Annotated in this window: 17 protein-coding genes; 4 read left to right on the forward strand and 13 right to left on the reverse strand. The window is 46.1% G+C overall.

Annotation, left to right across the window (positions count from 1 at the left end; genetic code table 11):
* Nucleotides 1-145: 145 nt before the first annotated feature.
* The 10 genes from ribBA to A9237_RS05045 all read right to left on the reverse strand — a co-directional run bounded on the left by ribBA (nt 146) and on the right by A9237_RS05045 (nt 10,219).
* On the reverse strand, nt 146-1,255 hold the full coding sequence (gene ribBA / locus A9237_RS05000) for a bifunctional 3,4-dihydroxy-2-butanone-4-phosphate synthase/GTP cyclohydrolase II (RefSeq protein ID WP_005440186.1): 1,110 nt from the start codon (nt 1,253-1,255) through the stop codon (nt 146-148).
* A 158-nt stretch (nt 1,256-1,413) separates the two neighbouring features.
* Nucleotides 1,414-2,067: a riboflavin synthase gene (locus A9237_RS05005; RefSeq protein WP_005440188.1), complete on the reverse strand. Its 654-nt coding sequence runs from the start codon at nt 2,065-2,067 to the stop codon at nt 1,414-1,416.
* A gap of 11 nt (nt 2,068-2,078) precedes the next feature.
* Nucleotides 2,079-3,203 (reverse strand): bifunctional diaminohydroxyphosphoribosylaminopyrimidine deaminase/5-amino-6-(5-phosphoribosylamino)uracil reductase RibD, encoded by a 1,125-nt coding sequence (gene ribD / locus A9237_RS05010; protein ID WP_078607780.1) that lies wholly within the window; start codon nt 3,201-3,203, stop codon nt 2,079-2,081.
* A 7-nt stretch (nt 3,204-3,210) separates the two neighbouring features.
* Nucleotides 3,211-3,660 (reverse strand): transcriptional regulator NrdR, encoded by a 450-nt coding sequence (gene nrdR, locus A9237_RS05015; protein ID WP_005424846.1) that lies wholly within the window; start codon nt 3,658-3,660, stop codon nt 3,211-3,213.
* A gap of 126 nt (nt 3,661-3,786) precedes the next feature.
* Nucleotides 3,787-5,037 (reverse strand): glutamate-5-semialdehyde dehydrogenase, encoded by a 1,251-nt coding sequence (locus A9237_RS05020; protein ID WP_078607781.1) that lies wholly within the window; start codon nt 5,035-5,037, stop codon nt 3,787-3,789.
* A gap of 15 nt (nt 5,038-5,052) precedes the next feature.
* Entirely contained in the window at nt 5,053-6,192 is a 1,140-nt protein-coding gene (proB, locus tag A9237_RS05025) for a glutamate 5-kinase (RefSeq protein WP_005440196.1), read from the reverse strand.
* Between the two features lie 122 nt (nt 6,193-6,314).
* A complete protein-coding gene (gene crl / locus A9237_RS05030) occupies nt 6,315-6,704 on the reverse strand; it encodes a sigma factor-binding protein Crl (RefSeq protein ID WP_009705620.1) in 390 nt (129 codons plus the stop codon).
* Between the two features lie 118 nt (nt 6,705-6,822).
* Nucleotides 6,823-8,070, reverse strand: a complete 1,248-nt coding sequence (frsA, locus tag A9237_RS05035) for an esterase FrsA (RefSeq protein ID WP_041060356.1) — start codon at nt 8,068-8,070, stop codon at nt 6,823-6,825.
* Between the two features lie 90 nt (nt 8,071-8,160).
* Entirely contained in the window at nt 8,161-8,625 is a 465-nt protein-coding gene (gpt, locus tag A9237_RS05040) for a xanthine phosphoribosyltransferase (protein ID WP_005440202.1), read from the reverse strand.
* Between the two features lie 304 nt (nt 8,626-8,929).
* Complete coding sequence (locus tag A9237_RS05045) at nt 8,930-10,219, reverse strand: NCS2 family permease (protein ID WP_005440204.1); 1,290 nt, start codon at nt 10,217-10,219, stop codon at nt 8,930-8,932.
* 1,033 nt (nt 10,220-11,252) lie between these two features.
* On the opposite strand from A9237_RS05045, the gene A9237_RS05050 reads away from it, so the two are divergent.
* A complete protein-coding gene (locus A9237_RS05050; protein ID WP_078607782.1) occupies nt 11,253-12,725 on the forward strand; it encodes an aminoacyl-histidine dipeptidase in 1,473 nt (490 codons plus the stop codon).
* 76 nt (nt 12,726-12,801) lie between these two features.
* Here the strand turns inward: A9237_RS05050 and A9237_RS05055 are convergent, their stop codons facing one another.
* The gene (locus tag A9237_RS05055; RefSeq protein WP_005440209.1) at nt 12,802-13,341 is read right to left on the reverse strand and encodes a DUF3332 domain-containing protein; all 540 of its coding nucleotides are present in this window, start codon (nt 13,339-13,341) and stop codon (nt 12,802-12,804) included.
* Nucleotides 13,342-13,671: 330 nt separating this feature from the next.
* On the opposite strand from A9237_RS05055, the gene A9237_RS05060 reads away from it, so the two are divergent.
* The 3 genes from A9237_RS05060 (at nt 13,672) to A9237_RS05070 (ending at nt 17,700) form a co-directional block, all read left to right on the forward strand.
* Entirely contained in the window at nt 13,672-14,742 is a 1,071-nt protein-coding gene (locus tag A9237_RS05060) for a succinylglutamate desuccinylase/aspartoacylase family protein (protein ID WP_005440211.1), read from the forward strand.
* Between the two features lie 249 nt (nt 14,743-14,991).
* On the forward strand, nt 14,992-17,178 hold the full coding sequence (locus tag A9237_RS05065; protein WP_078607783.1) for a TonB-dependent receptor domain-containing protein: 2,187 nt from the start codon (nt 14,992-14,994) through the stop codon (nt 17,176-17,178).
* 108 nt (nt 17,179-17,286) lie between these two features.
* Nucleotides 17,287-17,700 (forward strand): hypothetical protein, encoded by a 414-nt coding sequence (locus A9237_RS05070; RefSeq protein ID WP_078607784.1) that lies wholly within the window; start codon nt 17,287-17,289, stop codon nt 17,698-17,700.
* Nucleotides 17,701-17,785: 85 nt separating this feature from the next.
* Here the strand turns inward: A9237_RS05070 and A9237_RS05075 are convergent, their stop codons facing one another.
* Complete coding sequence (locus A9237_RS05075) at nt 17,786-18,088, reverse strand: DUF3622 domain-containing protein (RefSeq protein ID WP_009705616.1); 303 nt, start codon at nt 18,086-18,088, stop codon at nt 17,786-17,788.
* A gap of 619 nt (nt 18,089-18,707) precedes the next feature.
* Complete coding sequence (gene purL, locus A9237_RS05085) at nt 18,708-22,604, reverse strand: phosphoribosylformylglycinamidine synthase (protein ID WP_078607785.1); 3,897 nt, start codon at nt 22,602-22,604, stop codon at nt 18,708-18,710.
* Between the last annotated feature and the right edge of the window lie 198 nt (nt 22,605-22,802).

A 22,802-nucleotide genomic window follows, 5' to 3' on the forward strand; every position in this document is an offset into this window, starting at 1 on the left:
AAGTGAAAATTGTTCATCAAGTGAGAATCGCCGGATTCTATCACAAATTTGTGAGCAATATCTAATGGAAATTGGAGACGAATCACGAGTTCCTAGTCACCGCTATGCTAAGTGAGCTGACGACTAGGAACGGATCGCTTGGTAATTATTCGCAGATGTACTCAACGACGTTGAGACCAAATCCGCCAAGTGCGTGGTATTTCTTGTTAGTAGAAGAAAGCAGACGCATGTCGTGGATGCCTAGATCAGCAAGGATTTGCGAACCAACACCAACACGGCGAGATGTACCTTGCTTCTTCGCTAACGTTGGCGCTTCGCCTTTGTCTTGTGCTTCAAACATTTTCACACGATGGATAAGCAGGTCTGTTGACTCTTCGTTGCCAAGGACAACCAATACACCACCTTCTTCGCCGATGCGTTTCATTGCCTTCTCAAGAGTCCAGCTGCGCTCTGCATTACGGTCGCTGCGAAGCACATCCGTAAATACGTCTTGTAGGTGAACACGAACCAACGGCGCTTCAGACGCTAAATCACCTTTACACATTGCGTAGTGTACTTGGTTGTCGATCGTGTCTTTGTAAGTCACAAGCGTGAATTCGCCAAATTCCGTTGGTAGTGCACACTCAGCAACGCGTTCAATCGTTGTTTCTGTGTTATTGCGGTATTCAATAAGATCCGCAATGGTGCCTAGCTTAAGATCGTGCTTTTCTGCAAACACTTCTAGGTCTGGGCGGCGTGCCATCGTGCCATCGTCATTTAGAATTTCTACGATAACCGATGCAGGCTCAAATCCAGCAAGACGAGCCAAATCACAACCCGCCTCTGTATGACCAGCACGAGTTAGAACGCCACCATCTTGGGCAGCAAGAGGGAAAATATGACCCGGCTGCACTAGGTCAGCCGCTTTCGCGTTTGGCGCAACCGCAGCTTGAACAGTGCGAGCACGGTCAGCAGCAGAAATGCCCGTTGTTACACCTTCAGCCGCTTCAATAGAAACGGTAAAGTTCGTGGTGTATTGCGCGTTGTTGTCTTGCACCATCGGCGGAAGACCTAGGCTTTCACAACGAGCTTTTGTCATAGTAAGACAGATCAAGCCACGACCATGCGTAGCCATAAAGTTGATAGCTTCCGGCGTGATGTGCTCGGCAGCCATGATCAAATCACCTTCGTTCTCACGATCTTCATCATCCATTAGGATGACCATTTTGCCCGCGCGAATATCATCAATAATTTCTTGTGGCGTGCTGATAGGCATATTCTGTTTCCCGTTATTCAAAAATTTATTATTGCAGCAGCAATGTGTTTAACGTCTTGGTTAGGCATGGATGCTGGCTTTAGTTAGCAACGAGTTTGAACCTAACCTTTATTAAGTCAATTAACCTGATAACGTTCTGTGATTATGGTCTGCTTCGCTTAAGCAAAACCATTTTGCTGCAAGAATTCCATCGTAATGCGAGATTCTTGCGTCTCTTCCTTTTGGCCTTGTAACAAGCGTTCCATGTAGCGAGCTAATACGTCCACTTCCAGGTTCACTTTACGGCCAACTTGGAACTGATCGATGGTCGTTTCTTCACTGGTGTGAGGAACAATCGTCAGCTTAAAACCATTCTTACGTAGGTCATTCACCGTCAGACTAATACCGTCTACCGTGATGGAACCTTTCTCTGCAACATACTTAGTGATTTCAGCAGGCATCTCTACCCAGAACTCAATCGCACGACCAACTTGGTTACGTTCAACAATCACACCCACGCCATCAACATGGCCAGAAACAATGTGACCACCAAAACGTGTCGTCGGCAACATGGCCTTTTCTAGGTTCACTTTATCGCCAACTTGATACGCAGCAAAACCTGTTTTGTTCAGCGTTTCCAGTGATAAGTCAGCACTGTAATAGTTGCTACCGAAGTCTACGACCGTCAAGCAGACACCATTAGTTGCGATACTGTCGCCTAACTTCACGTCAGCCATATCCAACTTACCAACTTCTACCGTTACGGTGATGTCTTCGCCTTTTGGCGTAATCGCAGTTAGTTTGCCAACTGCTTCTACAATTCCTGTAAACATAATGCTTCTTTCTAGCTTTGGTTGCGTTTGACGGTTGCGGTGATGCGAATATCCACACCCACCATTCGAACGTCAGTAATAGTTAAGTCGATAACGTGCGCCATCTCAGTCAGGCCAAGTGCGCCAATCAAACCTCGTCCATCGCTGCCCATCAACTTAGGCGCAAGATAAACGATCAGTTCATCTACAAGGTTAGCTTTGATTAGTGAGCTCGCGAGTGTCGCCCCTGCTTCAACCCACAAATGATTAATATGAGTTCCGCTTGCGACCGCTTTAAGTATTGCCGCCAAGTCGACTTGGCCGTTTTTATCTAGCTCAGGCGCAATATCGCCACCTTGGCTAACAATAATACGCTCACCATCGGTATTGAATAGCTTTAGATCATCGCTAAGTTGAGACTGACGATCCAAAATAACACGAGGAGGCTGGCGAACTTCATCTTGTGGGTAGTGCGCTTTTACACTGTTAGGCAGGTCGTCCCAACGCACGTTCAGTGATGCATTGTCATCAATCACTGTTTTACTGGTTGAGAGAATACCGCCACTCAATGCACGGTAACGCTGCACATCTTGGCGAGCCTTTGGGGAGGTGATCCATTGGCTCTGGCCATTACTGAGCGCACTTTGTCCGTCTAAACTGGCCGCCATTTTTAACTGAACGTATGGCATGCCCGTTTGCATAAATTTGATGAAGCCTTTGTTCAATTCAATGGCTTCGTTTTCTAACAAGCCAACCTGAACTTCTACCCCAGCATCACGCAGCATTTGGAAACCACGCCCTGCAACTTTCGGATTTGGGTCTTCCATCGCACAGACAACACGAGCCACTTTGGCTTTGATTAACCCTTCAGCGCAAGGCGGTGTGCGACCATAGTGAGAGCAAGGCTCCAATGTCACATAAGCCGTTGCACCTTCGGCTTTATCACCCGCCATACGCATTGCATGGACTTCAGCATGAGGTTCACCCGCTCGGTGATGATGACCTTCGCCAACTATCTCACCGTCACGGACAATAACACAGCCTACGTTAGGGTTAGGTGCTGTGGTGTAAATGCCGCGTTTCGCCAATTTGAGCGCACGCGACATCATTTCGAAATCTTGAGGGGTAAATTCTGAAGAGAGAGATTGTTGAGCCATGATTCAATCAGTCTTCTAGGCGAGCAATTTCTTCGCCGAATTCACGGATGTCTTCAAAGCTGCGGTAAACCGATGCGAAACGGATGTAAGCGACCTTATCCAGTTCTTTCAATTGATCCATGACTAAATTACCAATCATCTCACTTGGTACTTCACGTTCACCCGTTGCACGCAACTGAGACTTAATCATGCTGATCGCGAGCTCGATTGAATCGGCACTAACCGGGCGCTTTTCTAGTGCGCGTTGAATACCACCAACCATTTTATCTTCGTCGAACGGTTCACGGTTGCCGTTAGACTTAATCACTTTCGGCATCACCAATTCGGCCGTTTCAAACGTGGTAAAACGTTCGCTACACGCCAAACATTGGCGACGGCGACGAACCTGATGGCCGTCCGCAACTAAGCGGGAATCAATTACTTTTGTATCGTTCTCAGAACAAAAAGGACAATGCATATCACCTCCAAATAGCATGCGATTGGGGTAGTCCCAAAAGCAAGACTAGTGTAGCGGAATTGCTATGTTAGAGAAAACAAAAAGGGGCATCTCAGCCCCTTTTCAATCAATAACAGACAGTTTCTGTTAACTGCGTGCTAGGTAGTTTGCTTTACCAATCCATTTGTAGCTGGTTAGTTCTTCTAAACCCATTGGACCACGTGCGTGCAGTTTCTGAGTTGATACCGCTACTTCAGCCCCCAAACCAAACTGCGCACCGTCAGTGAAGCGTGTAGCTGCGTTTACATAAACCGCTGCAGAACCGACAGAATTGATAAACAATTCTGAGTTCACCAAGCTGTTGGTCATGATCGCATCAGAGTGGCTCGCGTTATGAACACGCATGTGGTCGATCGCTTCTTTCACGTCCACAACCACTTTCACGCCAAGCGTGTAGCTTAGCCATTCCGTATCAAAGTCACCTTCCGCTGCATCACGAATTTGTGTTGCTTGAGCCATCAGTGCTTTTGCCTTTGGTTCTGCCACGAAGGTCACTTTATCGTTCATGCGCTCTACGATCATTGGTAGGAATTGCGCCGCAACATCTTCATGTACAAGCAAAGTGTCTAGCGAGTTACATGCCGATGGGCGTTGAACTTTCGAGTTTTCAACTACGTTCAAAGATTTCTCTAAATCCGCAGATTCATCAACGAAGATATGGCTGATACCAAAACCACCAATGATCACCGGAATTGTGCTGTTCTCTTTACACATTTTGTGCAGACCAGCACCACCGCGTGGAATGATCATATCAACGTAATCATCAAGCTTAAGCAGTTGAGAAACCAACTCACGGTCTGGCTTTTCAATGTACTGCACAGAAGCTGCTGGCAAGTTCGCTTTAGCCAATGCTGATTGGATAACTTTCACCAACTCCATGTTAGAGAAGAACGTCTCTTTACCACCACGTAGGATGCTTGCATTGCCCGTTTTTAGACACAGTGCTGCGATATCGATGGTTACGTTCGGACGCGCTTCGTAAATCACACCAACCACACCCAGTGGTACGCGACGACGAGACAGAGACATGCCGTTTTCTAGCACTTTACTGTCGATCTCGCTGCCCACAGGATCGTTTAGGCTGATCACGTTACGAACGTCATTAGCAATGCCTGTTAAACGCTCTTCGTTAAGTAGAAGACGGTCTAGTAGCGCATCGGTTAGGCCCGCTTCACGGCCGAGTTCTATGTCTTTTGCATTTGCAGCCAAAATGGTTGCTGCATTTGCTTCTAGCTCATCAGCGATGATCGCTAGTGCTTGGTTCTTTTGTGCGGTTGACGCTGTCGCCAATTCGAAAGCTGCATCTTTGGCAGCTTTACCCATATTCGTTAAATCCACTTTGCTTCCCTCAATCTATTCTTGAATGACGACAAGATCATCGCGATGAATCACTTCTGAGCCGTAGTCATGACCCAAAATAGAGATGATGTCTTTACTGTGCTTACCGGCAATTTTGGCTAGGTCTTCACTTGAGTAGGCGCTAATACCACGAGCAACCAATTTACCCTGTGCGTTTGTCACACGTGCAACTTCACCACGAGCAAAATCACCACTGACTTTTACAACGCCTTTTGCAAGTAGGCTGCTGCCCTTACCCACAACGGCGTTCACTGCACCATCATCGATAATGATGTCGCCCGATGCCGCAGGACCAGCTAAGATCCAACGTTTACGGTTTTCTAGTGCTTCTGAACAAGGTAAGAAACGTGTGCCTTGTGGCTCCGAACTCAATGAATCGAAGATAACATTTGGCGCACTACCCGCAGCGATAATGACCTCAATACCTGCACGACGAGCAATATCTGCCGCTTGAAGTTTGGTTGCCATACCGCCTGTACCTAGCGTGGTGCCACTACCACCTGCAATTTTACGCAAAGTATCATCGATGGTTTTCACTTCTTTGATCAGCTCAGCATTCGGATCTTTGCGCGGGTCTGCGGTAAACAAGCCCTTTTGGTCAGTCAGAAGCAGTAATTTGTCTGCACCACACAAAATCCCCACCAAAGCAGACAAGTTATCGTTGTCACCAACCTTGATTTCGTTTGTCGCAACTGCGTCGTTTTCGTTCACGATCGGAATAATGTCGTTTGCAACCAGAGCATTGATGGTGTCACGTGCGTTTAGGAAACGCTCACGATCATCCAAGTCAGCACGAGTTAACAACATCTGACCAATTTTGATGCCATAAATGCCAAACAAAGACTCCCATGTTTGAATCAAGCGGCTTTGACCAACGGCTGCAAGCAACTGTTTGCTCGCCATCGCGTTGGGCAGTGCGGGGTATCCAAGATGCTCACGGCCTGCTGCAATTGCACCAGACGAAACCATTACTACTGAATGGCCTTGTTTCTTTAGTTCAGCACATTGACGAGCCAGCTCTACCATATGAGCACGGTCTAACGCCAAAGTGCCGCCTGTCAGCACACTTGTACCCAGTTTCACAACGACGGTTTGTGGTTGTGAAATAACTGCATTCTGTTGATTCGTTGTCATGATGTCTTCTGAAATGAAAAACAAATAAAGAGTGAACGTTTTAGCAATCAAATGGGGATTTAACAAGCAGAAAAGGTGCGAAAACGCACCTTTTTGTCTTATAGAGGAAGAAAACAGCCAAATTAGGCGAAATCAAACGATTCTGTGTGATATTCCACTTCCAGTTTGAAATGCTCAGCCACTGTATCGATAAGCTTTTGATGGAAGGTACTCTGAGTGAGGTACACTTCTTCTGTCACCTTATCTGGCAATGGTTCTGAGGTCCAATCCCCTTCTTTGTTGTATTTACCGATGTGGTATTTTGCCGTAAAGCCACCTTCAATGGACTCCAAGTCCATCCACCAGCCCCAAAATTCACGTTTTTCTGGTGACTTTTTATCGTCAACACAGACAGATAGGCAGTCAAAATAGTAATGCCCTTCTTGTGATTGTGGTTCGCGCAGGTAAGGACCTATCGCCTTCAACTTTGACATCAAGCGAAAGTGAGTCGGCCCTTGAGTCGTCTCTGACATAAGAATCTCCGTTTCCATAGTAAGGATATTGAGCTATCCAAGAATGATTATTATTTTTAATTATCATGAGCTTATTTTTTGCTCATCTATATCACTCTTAACTAAATTAGGAGATTTGTCATCTTAATAATTCCTCCTCCAACCACTTTATGGCTAAATCGAGGGATTGCTCATAACCTTTTGTAATTGTCTTGGAACTGATTTTCTTGGCTTGTCCGTACTGGCTAAACAGCGCAACCAACTGGTTGTCGCTATGCGGTGAAACAGGGTCGCCTTCCAAGCTGAGCGCAAGAATTGGCACCTTCGTTTTGCGGCTGCTCAAAAAGCCTTGTACCTTCAACGACCACGCCATCATCTGGCCTGCCATGCTATTGATGTCCACGGCGCTCTTACCCAAACGAGACGCCAGTAGATCTAGGTACATCTTCGGCATCTGCTGCAGTTTCTTCGGCGAGGTAAACAGATCATGCACCGGCGCACCCAATGCTACACACGCTTTGATCTTCTCTTGCTCAACGAAAGAAAGACGAATCATCGCATTGCCGCCGAAGCGGAAACCAATCAAACCCACCTTATGATGATCAACCCAAGGTAAAGAGAACAGCTCATTGAGTACTGCTTGGTGCAGACAGCTTGAGTCTTCCGTTAAAGGCCAATGCGAGCTGTGACCGACCGATGGCATATCAATGGTCAACATCGCAATGTCTTTTGGCGCAAGGTGATTACGGAACAAACGCCACATGTCGGTTTGCAAGCTATCCAGTCCCGCACTGACCATGACAACAGGAAGTTGTTTATCTGTGCGTGGCAGGTGTAAGTTCGCGATGATCTTACGCTTTTGGTAAGGCACTTCAATCTGCTTAATAACGTACTGAGTTTTCTCAGAACCTTCGGTATAAGCTTTGTTTGCCAACACTTGAGCTTGAGCCGCTAAGTTGTCGTTCTTTAAATGTGGGTAGCCCGCAATACTGAAGCACAGTGATGCCGTAAACAGTTCATCAGCAGCCTCTTCTCCCTTCATTTCACCCGCACGACGCTGGTGTTCCATGCCCAGTTTGATCCATTCAAACGTCCAGTTGCCGCTGTGGTAGCCCATGACAGTGTCGAGCCACTGGTCTTCGGTACGCGAATGCTTGGACGACGCAATCTTAGACAGAACACTTTCCATTTCGATTGGTGACAAACCTTGCCACGCCCATTGAAGGCGTCTTAAGTGGCGATACCAAGCACGGTCGCCATGCTCTTCTCGCTCATCAAGAATCTTTTGACTGGTCGGCATGTACTGAGTAAGTGCGGAAGTTTCTTTCGCTTGCTTGTGTTTTACAAACAAAGTTTCGGAGAGGTTTTTACTGACGTCTTCTGGCATAGGAAGAACTCTAGGCTGGTTGCGATAGCGTAATAATAATAAAAAAAATGCCCCTATAAAGGGGCATTTCTCAATATTCTTAGTGCAAACTTATTTTTGCTTACGGTTCACTGGCTCAGCAAACTGGATAGACATATCCCAAGGTTGCTCGATCCAAGTGTCTTGAGCGATGTCTACTACGTAATCATCTAGTAGCTCAACACCTGCAGGCTTAGCACATACTGCGATAAGTTTCGCTTTCGGGTACATTTCACGTAGCTTGCGTGCTGTGTCACCGCTATCTACTAGGTCTTCAACGATTAGGAAACCTTCGCCGTCACCTTCTGGTGCTTTAACTACTGTCATATCACGCTGGTGATCGTGGTCGTAGCTAGAGATACAAATAGTATCAACGTGACGAATACCCAGTTCACGCGCTAGGATTGCACCAGGAACTAGACCACCACGGCTTACCGCCCAAATACCTTTCCATTGCTCAGCTGGCATTTGTTTCTCAGCCAGTTCACGGCAGTAAGACTGCATCGCATCCCAAGTGATAATGAATTTTTTACTCATTGTAATAACCTAATAATTTCAAAATATGCATCCCTCTATCTAGCTGTTGGCGCTGAATTGGACTCAACAAACTAAACTTTCCACACCAGAGGAAATGGGGGTTTCAAGCTGCGCAAACGATTATTCTACCGAAACCCATGGCTAATACCAACGCTGATATCAAAATTCTCCGCCAATTCCGCAGAAAAACCGAGTTCGGTGAACAATACAAATTCGAAAAGTGGATGAATTTGAATACAAATCCCCCACAAACAAAAAGCCAGTGCGAACTCAAGCTCGCACTGGCTTTTTTCAATCGTTGGAATTAACCGACCATGTATTTCACGATGAAGATAGCAGACATCACCCACACACTCATCGATACTTCACGGCCTTTGCCACTGAACAGTTTGATAGCAGCGTAAGCGATGAAACCTAGCGTGATACCTTCTGCAATCGAGAAAGTAAGAGGCATTACCAAACAAGTAACCACAACTGGTGCAGCTTCTGTTAGGTCACGCCAGTCGATACCAACAAGACCAGAAAGCATTAGGATCGCTACGTAGAACAGCGCACCAGATGTTGCGTAAGCTGGAATCATACCTGCTAGTGGCGAGAACAACAGAGCTAGAAGGAACAATACGCCAACAACCACAGCTGTTAGACCAGTACGACCGCCTGCTGCTACACCAGAAACACTCTCAATGTATGACGTCGTGTTAGATGTACCTAGTAGAGCACCTACTGATGTTGCTGTTGAGTCAGCAAGTAGCGCTTTGTTTAGACGTGGAATGTTACCGTTCTCGTCAGTTAGACCTGCTTTTTGTGAAACGCCAACTAGCGTGCCTGCAGTGTCGAACAAGTCAACGAATAGGAAAGCAAATACTACCGAGATCATGCCAACTTCGAACAGACCAGAGAAGTCTAGCTGCATGAAGGTTGGTGCAATGCTTGGTGGTGTAGACATGATGCCGCCCCATTGAACGTCACCAAAGATAAGACCAAGAATTGTCACACCCAAAATGGCAATCATAACCGCACCTTTCACACCACGGTGAACCAGCGCGATAGTCATAAAGAAGCCAATAGCCGCAAGTACAGATGGTAGCGAAGTGATGTTACCCATTGAAACTAGCGTTGCTGGGTTATCTACTACGATGCCTGCGTTTTTCAGTGCGATGAACGCAAGGAAAAGACCGATACCTGCAGAGATACCTGTACGAAGAGAAAGTGGAATTGAGTTGATGATCCACTCACGGATCTTGAACACACTCAAGACAATGAATAACAGACCAGAAACAAATACTGCTGCTAGCGCTACTTGCCACGTGTAACCCATACCCAACACAACAGAGTAGGTAAAGAACGCGTTTAGGCCCATACCAGGCGCCTGAGCGATTGGGTAGTTTGCTACTAAGCCCATGATGAAACAGCCAATAGCTGCAGCAAGACACGTCGCAACGAACACGGCACCACGATCCATACCAGTATCTGCAAGGATAGCTGGGTTTACAAAGATGATGTAAGCCATAGTTAGGAAGGTAGTGATACCTGCGATGATCTCAGTGCGCACGTTGGTGCCATTTTCACTAAGTTTAAAGAGCCTTTCGAGCATGATCGAATCCTGTAAAAGGTAAAAAGTAAACGGTTGCGTAATCGATTGGCTCGAATTATAAAGTTATCAAATAACAAATTCCAGATAGAATTTTCACTCTAATAGGATTTTTTTCTTCGGATATGAAACCTATCCGCTAGTGTTTTAAACAGGCTAAAAATTTAGGCCTTAGAAAACAACGACTAACAGAGTTATGTTCTGTGCAGTCCAACGTGTACAAACTGAACAATGTATTAAACTTTCAAACGCAAACCCGAGGTTTTGGACGTAAAACACCCACAGAATTGGTCAGGAAATGAAATATGTGGAAGAAGCAGTAGTAGAATGCGAGCTTGGTGGCGAGAAAGTAGCCGAAGTTTGGAATTGCAGATAAAAAAACGCCACTCAATTTGAGTGGCGGTGAATCATGTCAGCACTATGCACTGAAAAAAAATTCCAATTTATAGGGGTGAACAAATTTGTTCGAGTCACATGCGTTGGCTTCAATTAGTAACCAAAGCTTGTTGGGTATACAAAGTTACCGGTGTAAACAGATTTGCTGTTCCAGAACATTGCACTTGGTAAACCTTTCATAAATATCACCTTCTAAATCAATTAATACTGTTAATTTGGTTGATTTCTCGGTTCCTTGGAGGCGATAAACGGACTCATCCTTTGAGCATTTCATTCTTCTCTCAGAAGCTGGTTACAAATATACCACCAAGAAATTTAATTACAAGCATTTTAGTGACCAAAATCACAAAACATTGATAAATTGATCTTCATCAAGAATTAACTGTAATTAAATTACAGTTTAGTAAATTAAAAAATAGCCAAACTTTCAATTCATACTAAGTGCGTTGCATTAGTGTATTGCATTGTGTTCATAATCTGTGACAGTTCTAGGGCAAATCCTTTTCACCACAACTACTAGAACGGCTTTTGTGGTGGTATGCTGATGGCAATTTCAAGCCAATACCGATTAGCATTTACTGCTAAACACTCATTAAATTTACGGTTTAAATTTGGCAAAGCACATCAAAAGGAGTCTTCCGTGTCTGAATTCCATTCTGAAATCAGTACCTTATCACCTACTCCACTCTGGCAGTTTTTCGATAAGATTTGTTCAATTCCTCACCCTTCAAAACATGAAGAGGCGCTAGCTCAGTACATTGTTACTTGGGCAACAGAGCAAGGTTTTGACGTACGCCGCGATCCAACTGGCAACGTGTTCATTAAGAAGCCTGCTACTCCTGGCATGGAAAACAAGAAAGGCGTGGTTCTTCAAGCGCACATCGACATGGTGCCGCAAAAGAATGAAGATACTGATCACGACTTCACAAAAGATCCTATCCAGCCATACATCGATGGCGAATGGGTAACCGCAAAAGGCACAACACTTGGTGCAGACAACGGCATCGGTATGGCTTCTTGTCTTGCGGTTCTTGCTTCTACTGAAATCAAACACGGCCCTATCGAAGTGCTGCTAACGATTGATGAAGAAGCAGGCATGACTGGCGCATTTGGCCTTGAAGAAGGTTGGCTAGAAGGCGATATCCTTCTAAACACGGACTCAGAGCAAGAAGGCGAAGTCTACATGGGTTGTGCTGGCGGTATCGACGGCGCAATGACATTCGACATCACTCGCGATGCCACTCCAGCAGGCTTTGTTACTCGTCAGCTAACACTAAAAGGCCTTAAAGGTGGTCACTCTGGCTGTGATATCCACACAGGTCGTGGCAACGCAAACAAACTGATTGGTCGTTTCCTTGCTGGTCACGCACAAGAGTTGGATCTTCGTCTTGTTGAGTTCCGTGGTGGCAGCCTACGTAACGCTATTCCTCGTGAAGCATTCGTTACGGTTGCTCTACCAGCAGAAAACCAAGATAAGTTAGCGGAATTGTTCAACTACTACACTGAGCTACTAAAAACTGAGCTTGGTAAAGTTGAAACTGACATTATGACTTTCAATGAAGAGTTCGCGACTGACGCACAAGTATTTGCAGTTGCAGATCAACAACGTTTCATCGCGGCGCTTAACGCGTGTCCAAACGGCGTAATGCGCATGAGTGACGAAGTTGAAGGTGTGGTTGAAACGTCACTTAACGTTGGTGTTATCACAACAGAAGAGAACAAAGTAACCGTACTTTGCCTAATTCGCTCACTGATCGACTCAGGTCGTAGTCAAGTTGAAGGCATGCTTCAGTCTGTAGCTGAACTTGCAGGCGCACAAATCGAATTCTCTGGTGCTTACCCAGGTTGGAAACCAGATGCGGATTCTGAAATCATGGCTATCTTCCGTGATATGTACGAAGGCATCTACGGTCACAAACCAAACATCATGGTTATTCACGCAGGTCTTGAGTGTGGTCTATTCAAAGAACCTTACCCAAACATGGATATGGTTTCTTTCGGTCCAACCATCAAGTTCCCGCACTCTCCAGATGAGAAAGTGAAGATTGATACCGTTCAGCTGTTCTGGGATCAAATGGTTGCACTTCTAGAAGCAATTCCAGAAAAAGCGTAATCCTAACCAGATACGATAAATACGAAAAAGGGTGCCGAGGCACCCTTTTTTATTGCGAGCTCAGAAAAGTCGCAACTTATGCACGAGTTTGCGCGTATGACGCTAGCTCATCCATAGAAGTCTTAGCAACAACTTCACCATCGATGTAGTAAGTAACAAACTCACCTTCACGAACACCCATTAGTGTCGCTTTTTCACCGTTGTTGTAAGTGATGTCCATTTGAACTGTGTTTTCGTCGATCTGTTGCATTTGACCTTGTTCGATAACACGGTTATTCGTAATAGGACCAACAGGAGCTGTCGTTAGAGACTTATCTAACTGGTGGTTTACGTCGATGTAAGTATCCATCTTCTTGTCAAAGATGTGTGGCTTACCGTTTAGCGGGTTTTTACCAGTCCAGAACTCTAGCGAGTTGAACACAATGTAGTCAGCCGCAATCGCAACACCGTAAACTGGCGCCATTAGCATGTTTAGACCACCACGAGCGTAACGGTTATCAACGGCTTTCAAGTTGAAGCCCATAACGTAACCCGTTACTGCGTTGCTGCCTACACAGCCAGAAAGAGAAACTGCTACTGCAGTCAGTGCGCCAATTTTAGCGATCGCCTTTTTCATTAAAACCTCTAGTTAAATAGTATTAGGTCAAAAATTCGGCGGGGATAGTAGCGGATAAAAACAAGAGGTAAAAGACAGTTTTTCGCCAAAAAAATATTAGTATTAAATTTAACACAGCCTTATTTTTTTTATGAATGTAACGCATCAAAAACCAAGGCAAGGCTACTCAATCGATACTAGATTTCACCCAATAAACTTACACAAGCCATACATTCGGTGAATTTTTGATCTTTTCAATAAAAATTATTGTTCGTCACATCAAGAAGAATGATTAGTGTGATTTTGAACCAGTTGTTACATTGTTGCTAACGTATTTGACAGAGATGGTTTATGGCCAGAAGTAAAAAAAGCAAAGTATTTGAGCTGCTCGGGCACCAAGTACAACCAGGACAACGACTAGAAACCGAATTTGAAGCGGCACAGCTTTACACGCACTCGCCTCTTTCTATTCCTGTGGAAATTATCCACGGTAAACAGGAAGGCCCTGTTTTAATGGTAAATGCAGCGATCCATGGTGATGAGCTTAATGGCGTAGAGATCGTTCGTCAGATGATCAACCAATTGGATCCAGCCAAACTAAAAGGCACGGTGATTGCGGTTCCTATCGTCAACGTGTTTGGCTTTATCCATAAGTCGCGCTACCTTCCAGACCGTCGCGACCTAAACCGCTGCTTCCCGGGCAGTGAGAAAGGCGCATTGGCATCACGCATGGCGCATGGCTTCTTCAATAACATCGCCAAGCGTTGTGACTATATTTTGGATCTTCACACGGGTGCGATTCACCGTACTAACCTACCTCAGATCCGTGCGAACTTGAGCAACCCAGAAACACTACGCATTGCAAAAGCATTTGCGACACCAGTGATCGTAGACTCAGCTCTACGTGACGGCTCTCTTCGTAGTGAAGCGGAAAAGTGCGATATCCCAGTACTGACTTACGAAGCGGGTGAAGCTCTGCGCTTTGACCCATTGTCGATCAGTGCAGGTGTACTAGGTGTGCAACGTGTAATGCAGGCTATCGGCATGCTACGCGCGAGCCGCAAAAAACTACCAGAGCCAATCATCGCAAAATCCACCAGCTGGGTTCGAGCATCGGGCAACGGTATCCTACGTACGGTTGTGAACTTGGGTGATAAAGTAGAAGAAGGCGAGACTCTCGCTTACATCAGCTCGCCTTTAGGTCATGACGAACTAGAGCTGTTGGCACCAAAAGGCGGTATCGTTATTGGCCAGCAAACACTGCCACTGGTTAACGAAGGTGATGCAATCTTCCACATCGCTTACTTCAAGCAAGATGATGACATGGTTGAGCAAACGGTAGAAAGCTATATTGAAGAGCTAACTGAGTTCGATGTCGACCAAGTGACGACGGGGCAAATCCCACTAGAAACGCAACAATAATTGCGAACTAGCAGAAACCAACTTCCAAGCCCAGATTTCATCTCTGGGCTTTCTTTTGTCGTAAAAATAGACACTCTCACTATCCAGCAGACCAAAAACCAAACAACAATCCAATTTACCGTCAAATAGTGGGTATAAAAGTTTACAGGAAGACCAAATTTCATCATTGATAATTAATCTCATTATCATTTATTAATCTTTTCAGCATTCATATAATCCTCGCCTCTCAAATTACTATAACAAATGAATATGAAACGATTATCGACCCATCGCTTAAAAGTAAGCCTTGTCTCGCTCGCAGTGCTCAACTCACTTTCTCTCCATGCAGCGGAAAACGCCGACGAAGAACTCGAAGTCATTGGTGTCCACTACGCCAAACCGATTACCGTCGCAGAACCTGCTGAAACCATCATTGATTGGACCCAAATCGAAGAGCAGCAATACTCTAACTTTGCAGCAATGATTGACGCCGTACCTGGTGCCACGCTTGACGGAGGTGCTCGTTCTGGTGGTGAGCGTATTAACATTCGTGGTTTTGACGACCCTAGTGACATCGCCGTATTCGTTGATGGCGCTCCAATAGGTTTCCAACAATACCGTTACGGCACCTTCTTCTTTGACCCCTTCTTGATTGGTGAAGCGAAAATCATCAAAGGTGCGCACGACTACCGCGCGCTAAACGGCAAATTTGGTGGGTCTATCCGAATCAAAACCAAAAGCGTTGATGACTTGCTCGACGGCGATCGCAACTTCGGCGTTCGTGCGTCAACGGGTTATAACAACAATGGCGATGAGAACTCATACACACTCTCCCTTTATGGCAAAAATGATGCTGGCTTCTACTTCCTAGCTAACGGCTCAGTAAAAGATTCCGACGATATTAAAGTCGGCGGCGGTGAGACTCTGGATTACTCGGGTTACGAGCAAGAGAACATGCTCGTAAAAGTTGGCTATGAAAATGATGACCACGAATTTGAAATCAGCCATACACGCTACCAAGATGAAGGTCGTAAACCATGGGCTAACCGTCGTGGTCAAATGCCAACCATTTCGGATTACAACATCAAAAAATATGGCTCGTTAGAAAAAGCGCAATACGCTTACACGGTCTACAACGAATACAAAGACAATACGACAACTATCTCCTACCATTACATGCCAACCAACCCTTATATTGATTTCAATATCAAATTGGCTCGCTCGGAGAATGACCGCCACTGGGTTCGTCCTGATATCGCTTTCGAGAAAATGTTCGTCTCAGTTGGCAGCTACGGCCACGAATCTTGGTTGAGCTATCAACGAGATTACATCGACGTATTCAACCAAGCTCAACTTGGTGACCACACACTAGTTACAGGACTTCAGTACCAAAAAACGGATCGCGACTCCTTGGTATTTAACGCTTCTTATGATGATAAAGAAGCAAAAAACTACGGTTGGTATACTCCGTACTACGAACCATCGGGCACTCAGTCTATTTATGCGGCCTACATTGCTGACCACTATCAAGCAACCGACCGCCTGACGATTACCCCTTCTCTGCGTTATGAGTACATCACGAGCGAAGGTAAAGGTAACGCGGCGCCAGATTACAATGATCCAACAGCAGGCCATGATTACAGTGAAACAAGCCATAACGGCTTTAGTCCACGTTTGGATGTCGATTTTGACGCGACCAACAATACTCGTTTGAACTTCTCTTATGCCTACGCCTTAAAAGCTCCAACCGTCGATAACATTTACTCTGTGCAATATGCTCGAGCAACAGCCACAGCTACGGCACGCGATCTCGATGTTTCTCGTATTCATGCTTATCAAGCCAGTGTGATTAATTTGACCAAAGGATTGGTTAGCGAGCGCGACAACCTCGCAACAGAACTGACATTGTTCTACAACGATGTGAGTGACACTGTTGATATCCGAACTGGTGAAAACTTAGATAAAGACAGCGGTGATATTCAAAGTTGGAGCACAAACCTGGATGGCTTCAAAAACTACGGCTTCGAGTTGATTTCGCAATACCGCATCGCAGATTTCTATTCTGATTTCTCAGCAAGTTACATTCGCGGTAAAAACAAAGGCAGCCTATCAGACTCTACGGGCTCTGATGATGACTACCCAGATGTACCACCTCTGAATATTAACCTTGGGTTGGGCTACGAGTGGATTCCGGGGCTGAGAACAGGTTGGGAAGTCCGTTGGTACGATGCACAAACGAAAACCAAAGCGGAAGGTGACAACCTAAAAGTCAAATCACCAAGCGAGCAGTACACATTACAAAATGCTTACGTTGTCTGGGACGTACAACAAGTTAAAGGTCTAAGTGTCGGAGCAGTCATCAACAACCTAACTGATCGTTATTACGAAGCTTACTTGTCGAATGGTGTGCCTTCTCCTGGCCGAGAAGTGAAATTGAATCTGACTTACCAGTACTAATTCGATACTCACCAACCAATAGCAATCTAGCCAAACTCGGAGTAACCGCTTGCTCCGAGTTTTTATTTTTACTCAAAGCCATTTTTAGTACGTTCGCCGATGAAAAATATGACAAGAACACCAAAAGCAAAAACAACGCTTGTTGCAATAAGCCTGTCCTGCGTTGTTACGCCCTGTCTAGCACAACAGAACCTCACTCAATATTTAGAACAACAAAGCAATAATTTATCGCAAGAAGATCATTACTCAGCTCCCGTTGCGAAGAACTTAGATCTTGATGCTAAAGCAGACACAATTGTGTGGAAAGACGACCAAACATCTAGAGATTGTCAGTACGCCAAAGGAGAGGTTACCGAAGCAAAAGATTACGACTACGGTGTGGCAAACAATCTATCAGACGGGTTACACCACATTGATTTACAGCCTGTTCACACGCCGAAAAAGCTGCGCAAAGATCATATCTACAATACCGCGTCATCGGGCAGTTCAGTGAAGTTCTCAGTTTCTTCTGACTGCTTATAACGACGCAAATAAAAATGCCCCGAGATAACCTCGGGGCATTTTCAAATTCATAGTCGATGGTATTCAACCATCAAGCACACTGCGATTATTCTTCGTCAGCGTCTGCTTCACGAGCTTGACGAGCTTCTTCTTTGCGAACTTTTGCCGCTAGTTGCTCTGCTTCACGCTCTTGACGTTGTACTGCTTTACGCTCGTTACGAACTACTTGGTTTTGTACAAAACCCGCTAGTTCCTGCTCAGCCCAAGCTTGTGCTTTCTCTTCGCTGTCAAAACCTGTTTCACGTTTTGATACCACTACTTTACGAGAAGTCACCTGACGAGTGATCTCTGCGCTCCAACCGTTACGTTTTTCAGTTACGCGGATAGCAAATTTTGGATTTTTAGCCATTTCTTTCATTTCCTAAGGGATTAATCAGGGATTCGGTCAACTTGATAACTCCATCTAAGCTGAGCTGTTTAACACCATCCCTTGGTAAGCGCGGTATTAGAGCATAAAAGTTACCGAAACGCTGCAAGTTTTTTACGGGAGACTGGAGACGGGAGACGGGAGACGGGAGACGGGAGACGGGAGACGGGAGACGGGAGACGGGAGACGGGAGACGGGAGACGGGAGACGGGAGACGGGAGACGGGAGACGGGAGACGGGAGACGGGAGACGGGAGACGGGAGACGGGAGACGGGAGACGGGAGACGGGAGACGGGAGACGATTTCATTTTGTCTATTTAGGGGTTAATACTGTCAACACCTTATGAGTCCAACGCAATTTAATCGTCATCCTCAAAAACAAGGCACGAGTGAGTTGGGGATCTCTCCCTATTCATTGTTCAAAAGAGATTTCCTACTCCTTCCTTCGTCAGTCTAGGAAATGACGCCGCTATTTTTCCCGACCCTCGAAACGCGCCGTCCTATAGGATGAAGTCCGTTCTCGGTACTCCTAAATAAAGAAAGCGCCAGTCTCTCAACCAGCGCTTATCAATTTCGTTAATGTAGGCGAACTATGCCGTGATTAGCCGATGTTCTTACGTGCGTTTTGGAACATACGCATCCAAGCGCCATTCTCACCCCAACCTTCTGGAGACCATGAGTTCGCAACTGTACGGAATACACGCTCTGGGTGCGGCATCATGATAGTTACGCGGCCATCTTGAGTCGTTAGACCCGTGATTGCGTTTGGCGAACCGTTCGGGTTGTTCGGATATTGCTGCGTTGGGTTACCGTGGTTATCCACGTAGCGAACGGCAACCGTACCTGAAGCTTCAATCGCCGCTAGGTGGTCAGCATCACGTACTTCTACGCGACCTTCACCGTGAGACACTGCGATAGGCATACGAGAACCTGCCATGCCGTCGAAGAATACAGAGTCAGACTTCTGAACTTCAACTAGGCTGAAACGAGCTTCGAAACGCTCAGATTCGTTACGAACGAAGCGTGGCCACAGGTCTGCACCTGGGATTAGCTCTTTCAGGTTCGATAGCATCTGACAGCCGTTACATACACCTAGAGAGAACGTATCTTCACGCTGGAAGAAACCTTCAAACTGGTTGCGAGCTTGCTCATTGAACAGGATAGACTTAGCCCAACCTTCACCCGCACCAAGTACGTCACCGTAAGAGAAGCCACCACAAGCAACTAAGCCCTGGTACTCTTCTAGAACCGCTTGACCGGTTAGGATGTCGCTCATGTGGATATCTGTTGCTTCAAAGCCTGCACGGTCAAAGGCTGCGGCCATCTCAACGTGAGAGTTAACGCCCTGCTCACGCAGAATTGCCATCTTAGGCTTAGCGCCTTTCGCGATATATGGCGCTGCGATGTCTTCATTTACATCGAAGCTTAGCTTAACGTTCAGACCTGGGTCAGAATTGTCTTTCTTCGCTTCATGCTCTTGGTCAGCACATGCTGGGTTATCACGTAGACCTTGCATCTTATGCGTTGTCTCAGCCCAGATAGTACGTAGTTCAGTGCGGTTACGCTCAAGAACTACTGTCTCACCAGAAGTAATCACTAGCTCATCAGATGCTTCTACAGAGCCGATAACGTGCGAACATGCTTCAAGGCCGTTTGCTGCTAGCGTTGAAAGTACAGCGTCTAAATCTTCGTTCTTAACCTGAAGTACCGCACCTAGCTCTTCGTTGAATAGTGCTGCTAGAGCATCATCACCTAGGTCAGCGATGTCAGCTTTAACGCCACAGTGACCTGCGAATGCCATCTCAGCTAAAGTAACGAATAGACCGCCATCACCTTTATCGTGGTAAGCCACAACTTGATCGTTCGCAACTAGAGTTTGAACGCCTTCGTAGAAACCTTTTAGCTGTGCTGAGTTATCTACGTCTGCTGGCTTATCACCAAGCTGCTTGTAAACCTGTGCTAGAGCCGTTGCACCTAGACGGTTTTGACCGTTACCTAGGTCGATTAGGACAAGGCTAGTATTGCCTTTATCTGTGCGAAGCTGAGGTGTGATTGTTTTACGAACATCTTCAACACGAGCAAACGCAGTGATGATTAGAGATAGCGGAGACGTTACTTCTTTCTGCTCGCCATTCTCTTCCCACTTAGTCTTCATCGACATTGAGTCTTTACCCACAGGGATAGTCAGACCAAGTGCTGGACATAGCTCTTCACCCACCGCTTTAACCGCTTCGTAAAGACCTGCGTCTTCGCCCGGGTGGCCAGCTGGAGACATCCAGTTTGCAGACAGTTTAATGTGTTTGATATCACCGATGTTTGTCGCAGCGATGTTTGTGATTGCTTCACCAACCGCTAGACGAGCCGAAGCACCGAAGTCTAGTAGAGCAACTGGCGTACGCTCACCCATCGACATTGCTTCGCCGTGGTAAGTGTCGTAGCTTGCTGCGGTTACCGCGCAGTTTGCTACTGGAACCTGCCAAGGGCCAACCATTTGGTCACGCGCAACAAGACCAGTCACCGTGCGGTCACCGATAGTGATTAGGAATGTTTTTTCTGCAACCGTTGGAAGACGTAGAACGCGATCCACTGCTTCGTTTAGCTCGATACCATCACGGTTAACCGCTGGGTTGTTCGCTTTTAGCGTTTTCGCATCACGGTGCATCTTAGGTGTCTTACCAAGAAGCACATCCATTGGCATGTCAATTGGCGTGTTCTCGAAATGTGAATCTTCAAGTTTAAGCTCACGCTCTTCTGTTGCGATACCAACAACTGCGTATGGTGCACGTTCACGCTTACAGATCGCATCGAATACTTCCATGTTCTCTGGCGCAACTGCCATTACGTAACGCTCTTGAGATTCGTTACACCAGATCTCAAGTGGGCTCATGCCCGGCTCGTCATTTGGTACGTCACGCAGTTGGAAGATACCACCACGCTCGCCATCGTCTACAAGCTCTGGAAGTGCGTTAGAGATACCGCCCGCACCCACATCGTGGATAAATGCGATAGGGTTAGCATCACCAAGTTGCCAACAACGGTCGATCACTTCCTGACAGCGACGCTCCATCTCTGGGTTTTCACGCTGTACTGAAGCGAAATCTAGGTCTTCTGCTGATTGACCAGATGCCATTGAAGATGCAGCACCGCCACCAAGGCCGATGTTCATTGCAGGACCACCAAGTACGATTAGGCTTGCACCTACTGGGATCTCTTTCTTCTGAACGTGCTCGTCACGAATGTTACCCATACCACCAGCAATCATGATTGGCTTGTGGTAACCACGAACCTCTTCACCTGCGTGTGAGTTAACTTTCTCTTCGTAAGTACGGAAGTAACCAAGTAGGTTTGGACGACCAAATTCGTTGTTGAACGCAGCGCCACCAAGTGGACCTTCTAGCATGATGTCTAGAGCGTTAACGATGCGACCTGGCTTACCGAAATCTGTTTCCCATGGCTGTTCAAAACCAGGAATACGTAGGTTAGATGTTGTGAAACCAACAAGACCTGCTTTTGGCTTACCACCAATACCAGTCGCGCCTTCGTCGCGGATTTCACCGCCTGAACCTGTAGAAGCACCCGGCCAAGGAGAAATAGCTGTTGGGTGGTTGTGCGTTTCCACCTTCATTAGGATATGTGCTTTCTCTTGATTGTAACCGTATTGGCGAGTTTCTGGGTTCGGGAAGAAGCGACCCACATCCGAACCTACCATTACCGCTGCGTTATCTTTGTATGCAGACAGCACGTTTTCTGGCGTGGTTTCGAATGTGTTCTTGATCATCTTGAACAGAGACTTCTCTTGCTTAACGCCGTCGATAGTCCAGTCTGCATTGAAGATCTTGTGACGACAGTGCTCTGAGTTCGCCTGTGCAAACATCATTAGCTCAATGTCAGTCGGATTGCGCTCTAGCTTATTTACAAACGCATCGTAAAGGTATTCGATTTCATCATCTGCAAGTGCAAGACCTAGGGTAACGTTTGCGTTTTCAAGCGCAGCACGACCGCCTTTTAATAGATCAACATCTGCTACAGGAGCAGGTTCCGCCGCTTGGAATAACGCATTTGCTGCATCAAACTCAGTAAATGTCACTTCCATCATGCGATCATGGATGAGTGCTTTTACATCAGCAATTTGAGCATCGTTAAGAGGAGTCGATGTCTCTACGTAGTATGCAGTGCCGCGTTCAAGACGTTTTACTTTGTCTAGACCACAGTTGATTGCGATATCAGTAGATTTAGAAGACCAAGGCGAAATAGTGCCCGGACGAGGCGTAACAAGAAGTAGAAGACCTTCTGGCTCATGCTCTTCGATCGTTGGACCGTAAGTCAGCAATTTTTCCAGTTTTTCCAACTCTTGAGCATCAAGGTCAGACTTTAGATCCGCAAAGTGCATGAACTCAGCGTAAATGCCAGTGACAGGCAGATCTTGTTCACGACAAAGTTCCAGTAGTTTATTAACACGAAACTCAGAAAGAGCTGGGGAGCCACGCAAAATTCTCATGTGCTTAGGTCTCTTATTGCAAGTGATTAAGGTGATATTGGAATAAATTCAGTGGGTTATACTGTTTTCTTCGAAGCTATTCCCGAAGGTTTTTCAAACCTATGCCGATGCCACCTCTTCGTTGCGAGCGCATTATATAGCAATTGTTTTTGTGATGTAACACCAAAAGCAACCGTTTGCGTCATTTTTTTTGCCAAA

The organism is Vibrio owensii, assembly GCF_002021755.1.
Taxonomy (GTDB): domain Bacteria; phylum Pseudomonadota; class Gammaproteobacteria; order Enterobacterales; family Vibrionaceae; genus Vibrio; species Vibrio owensii.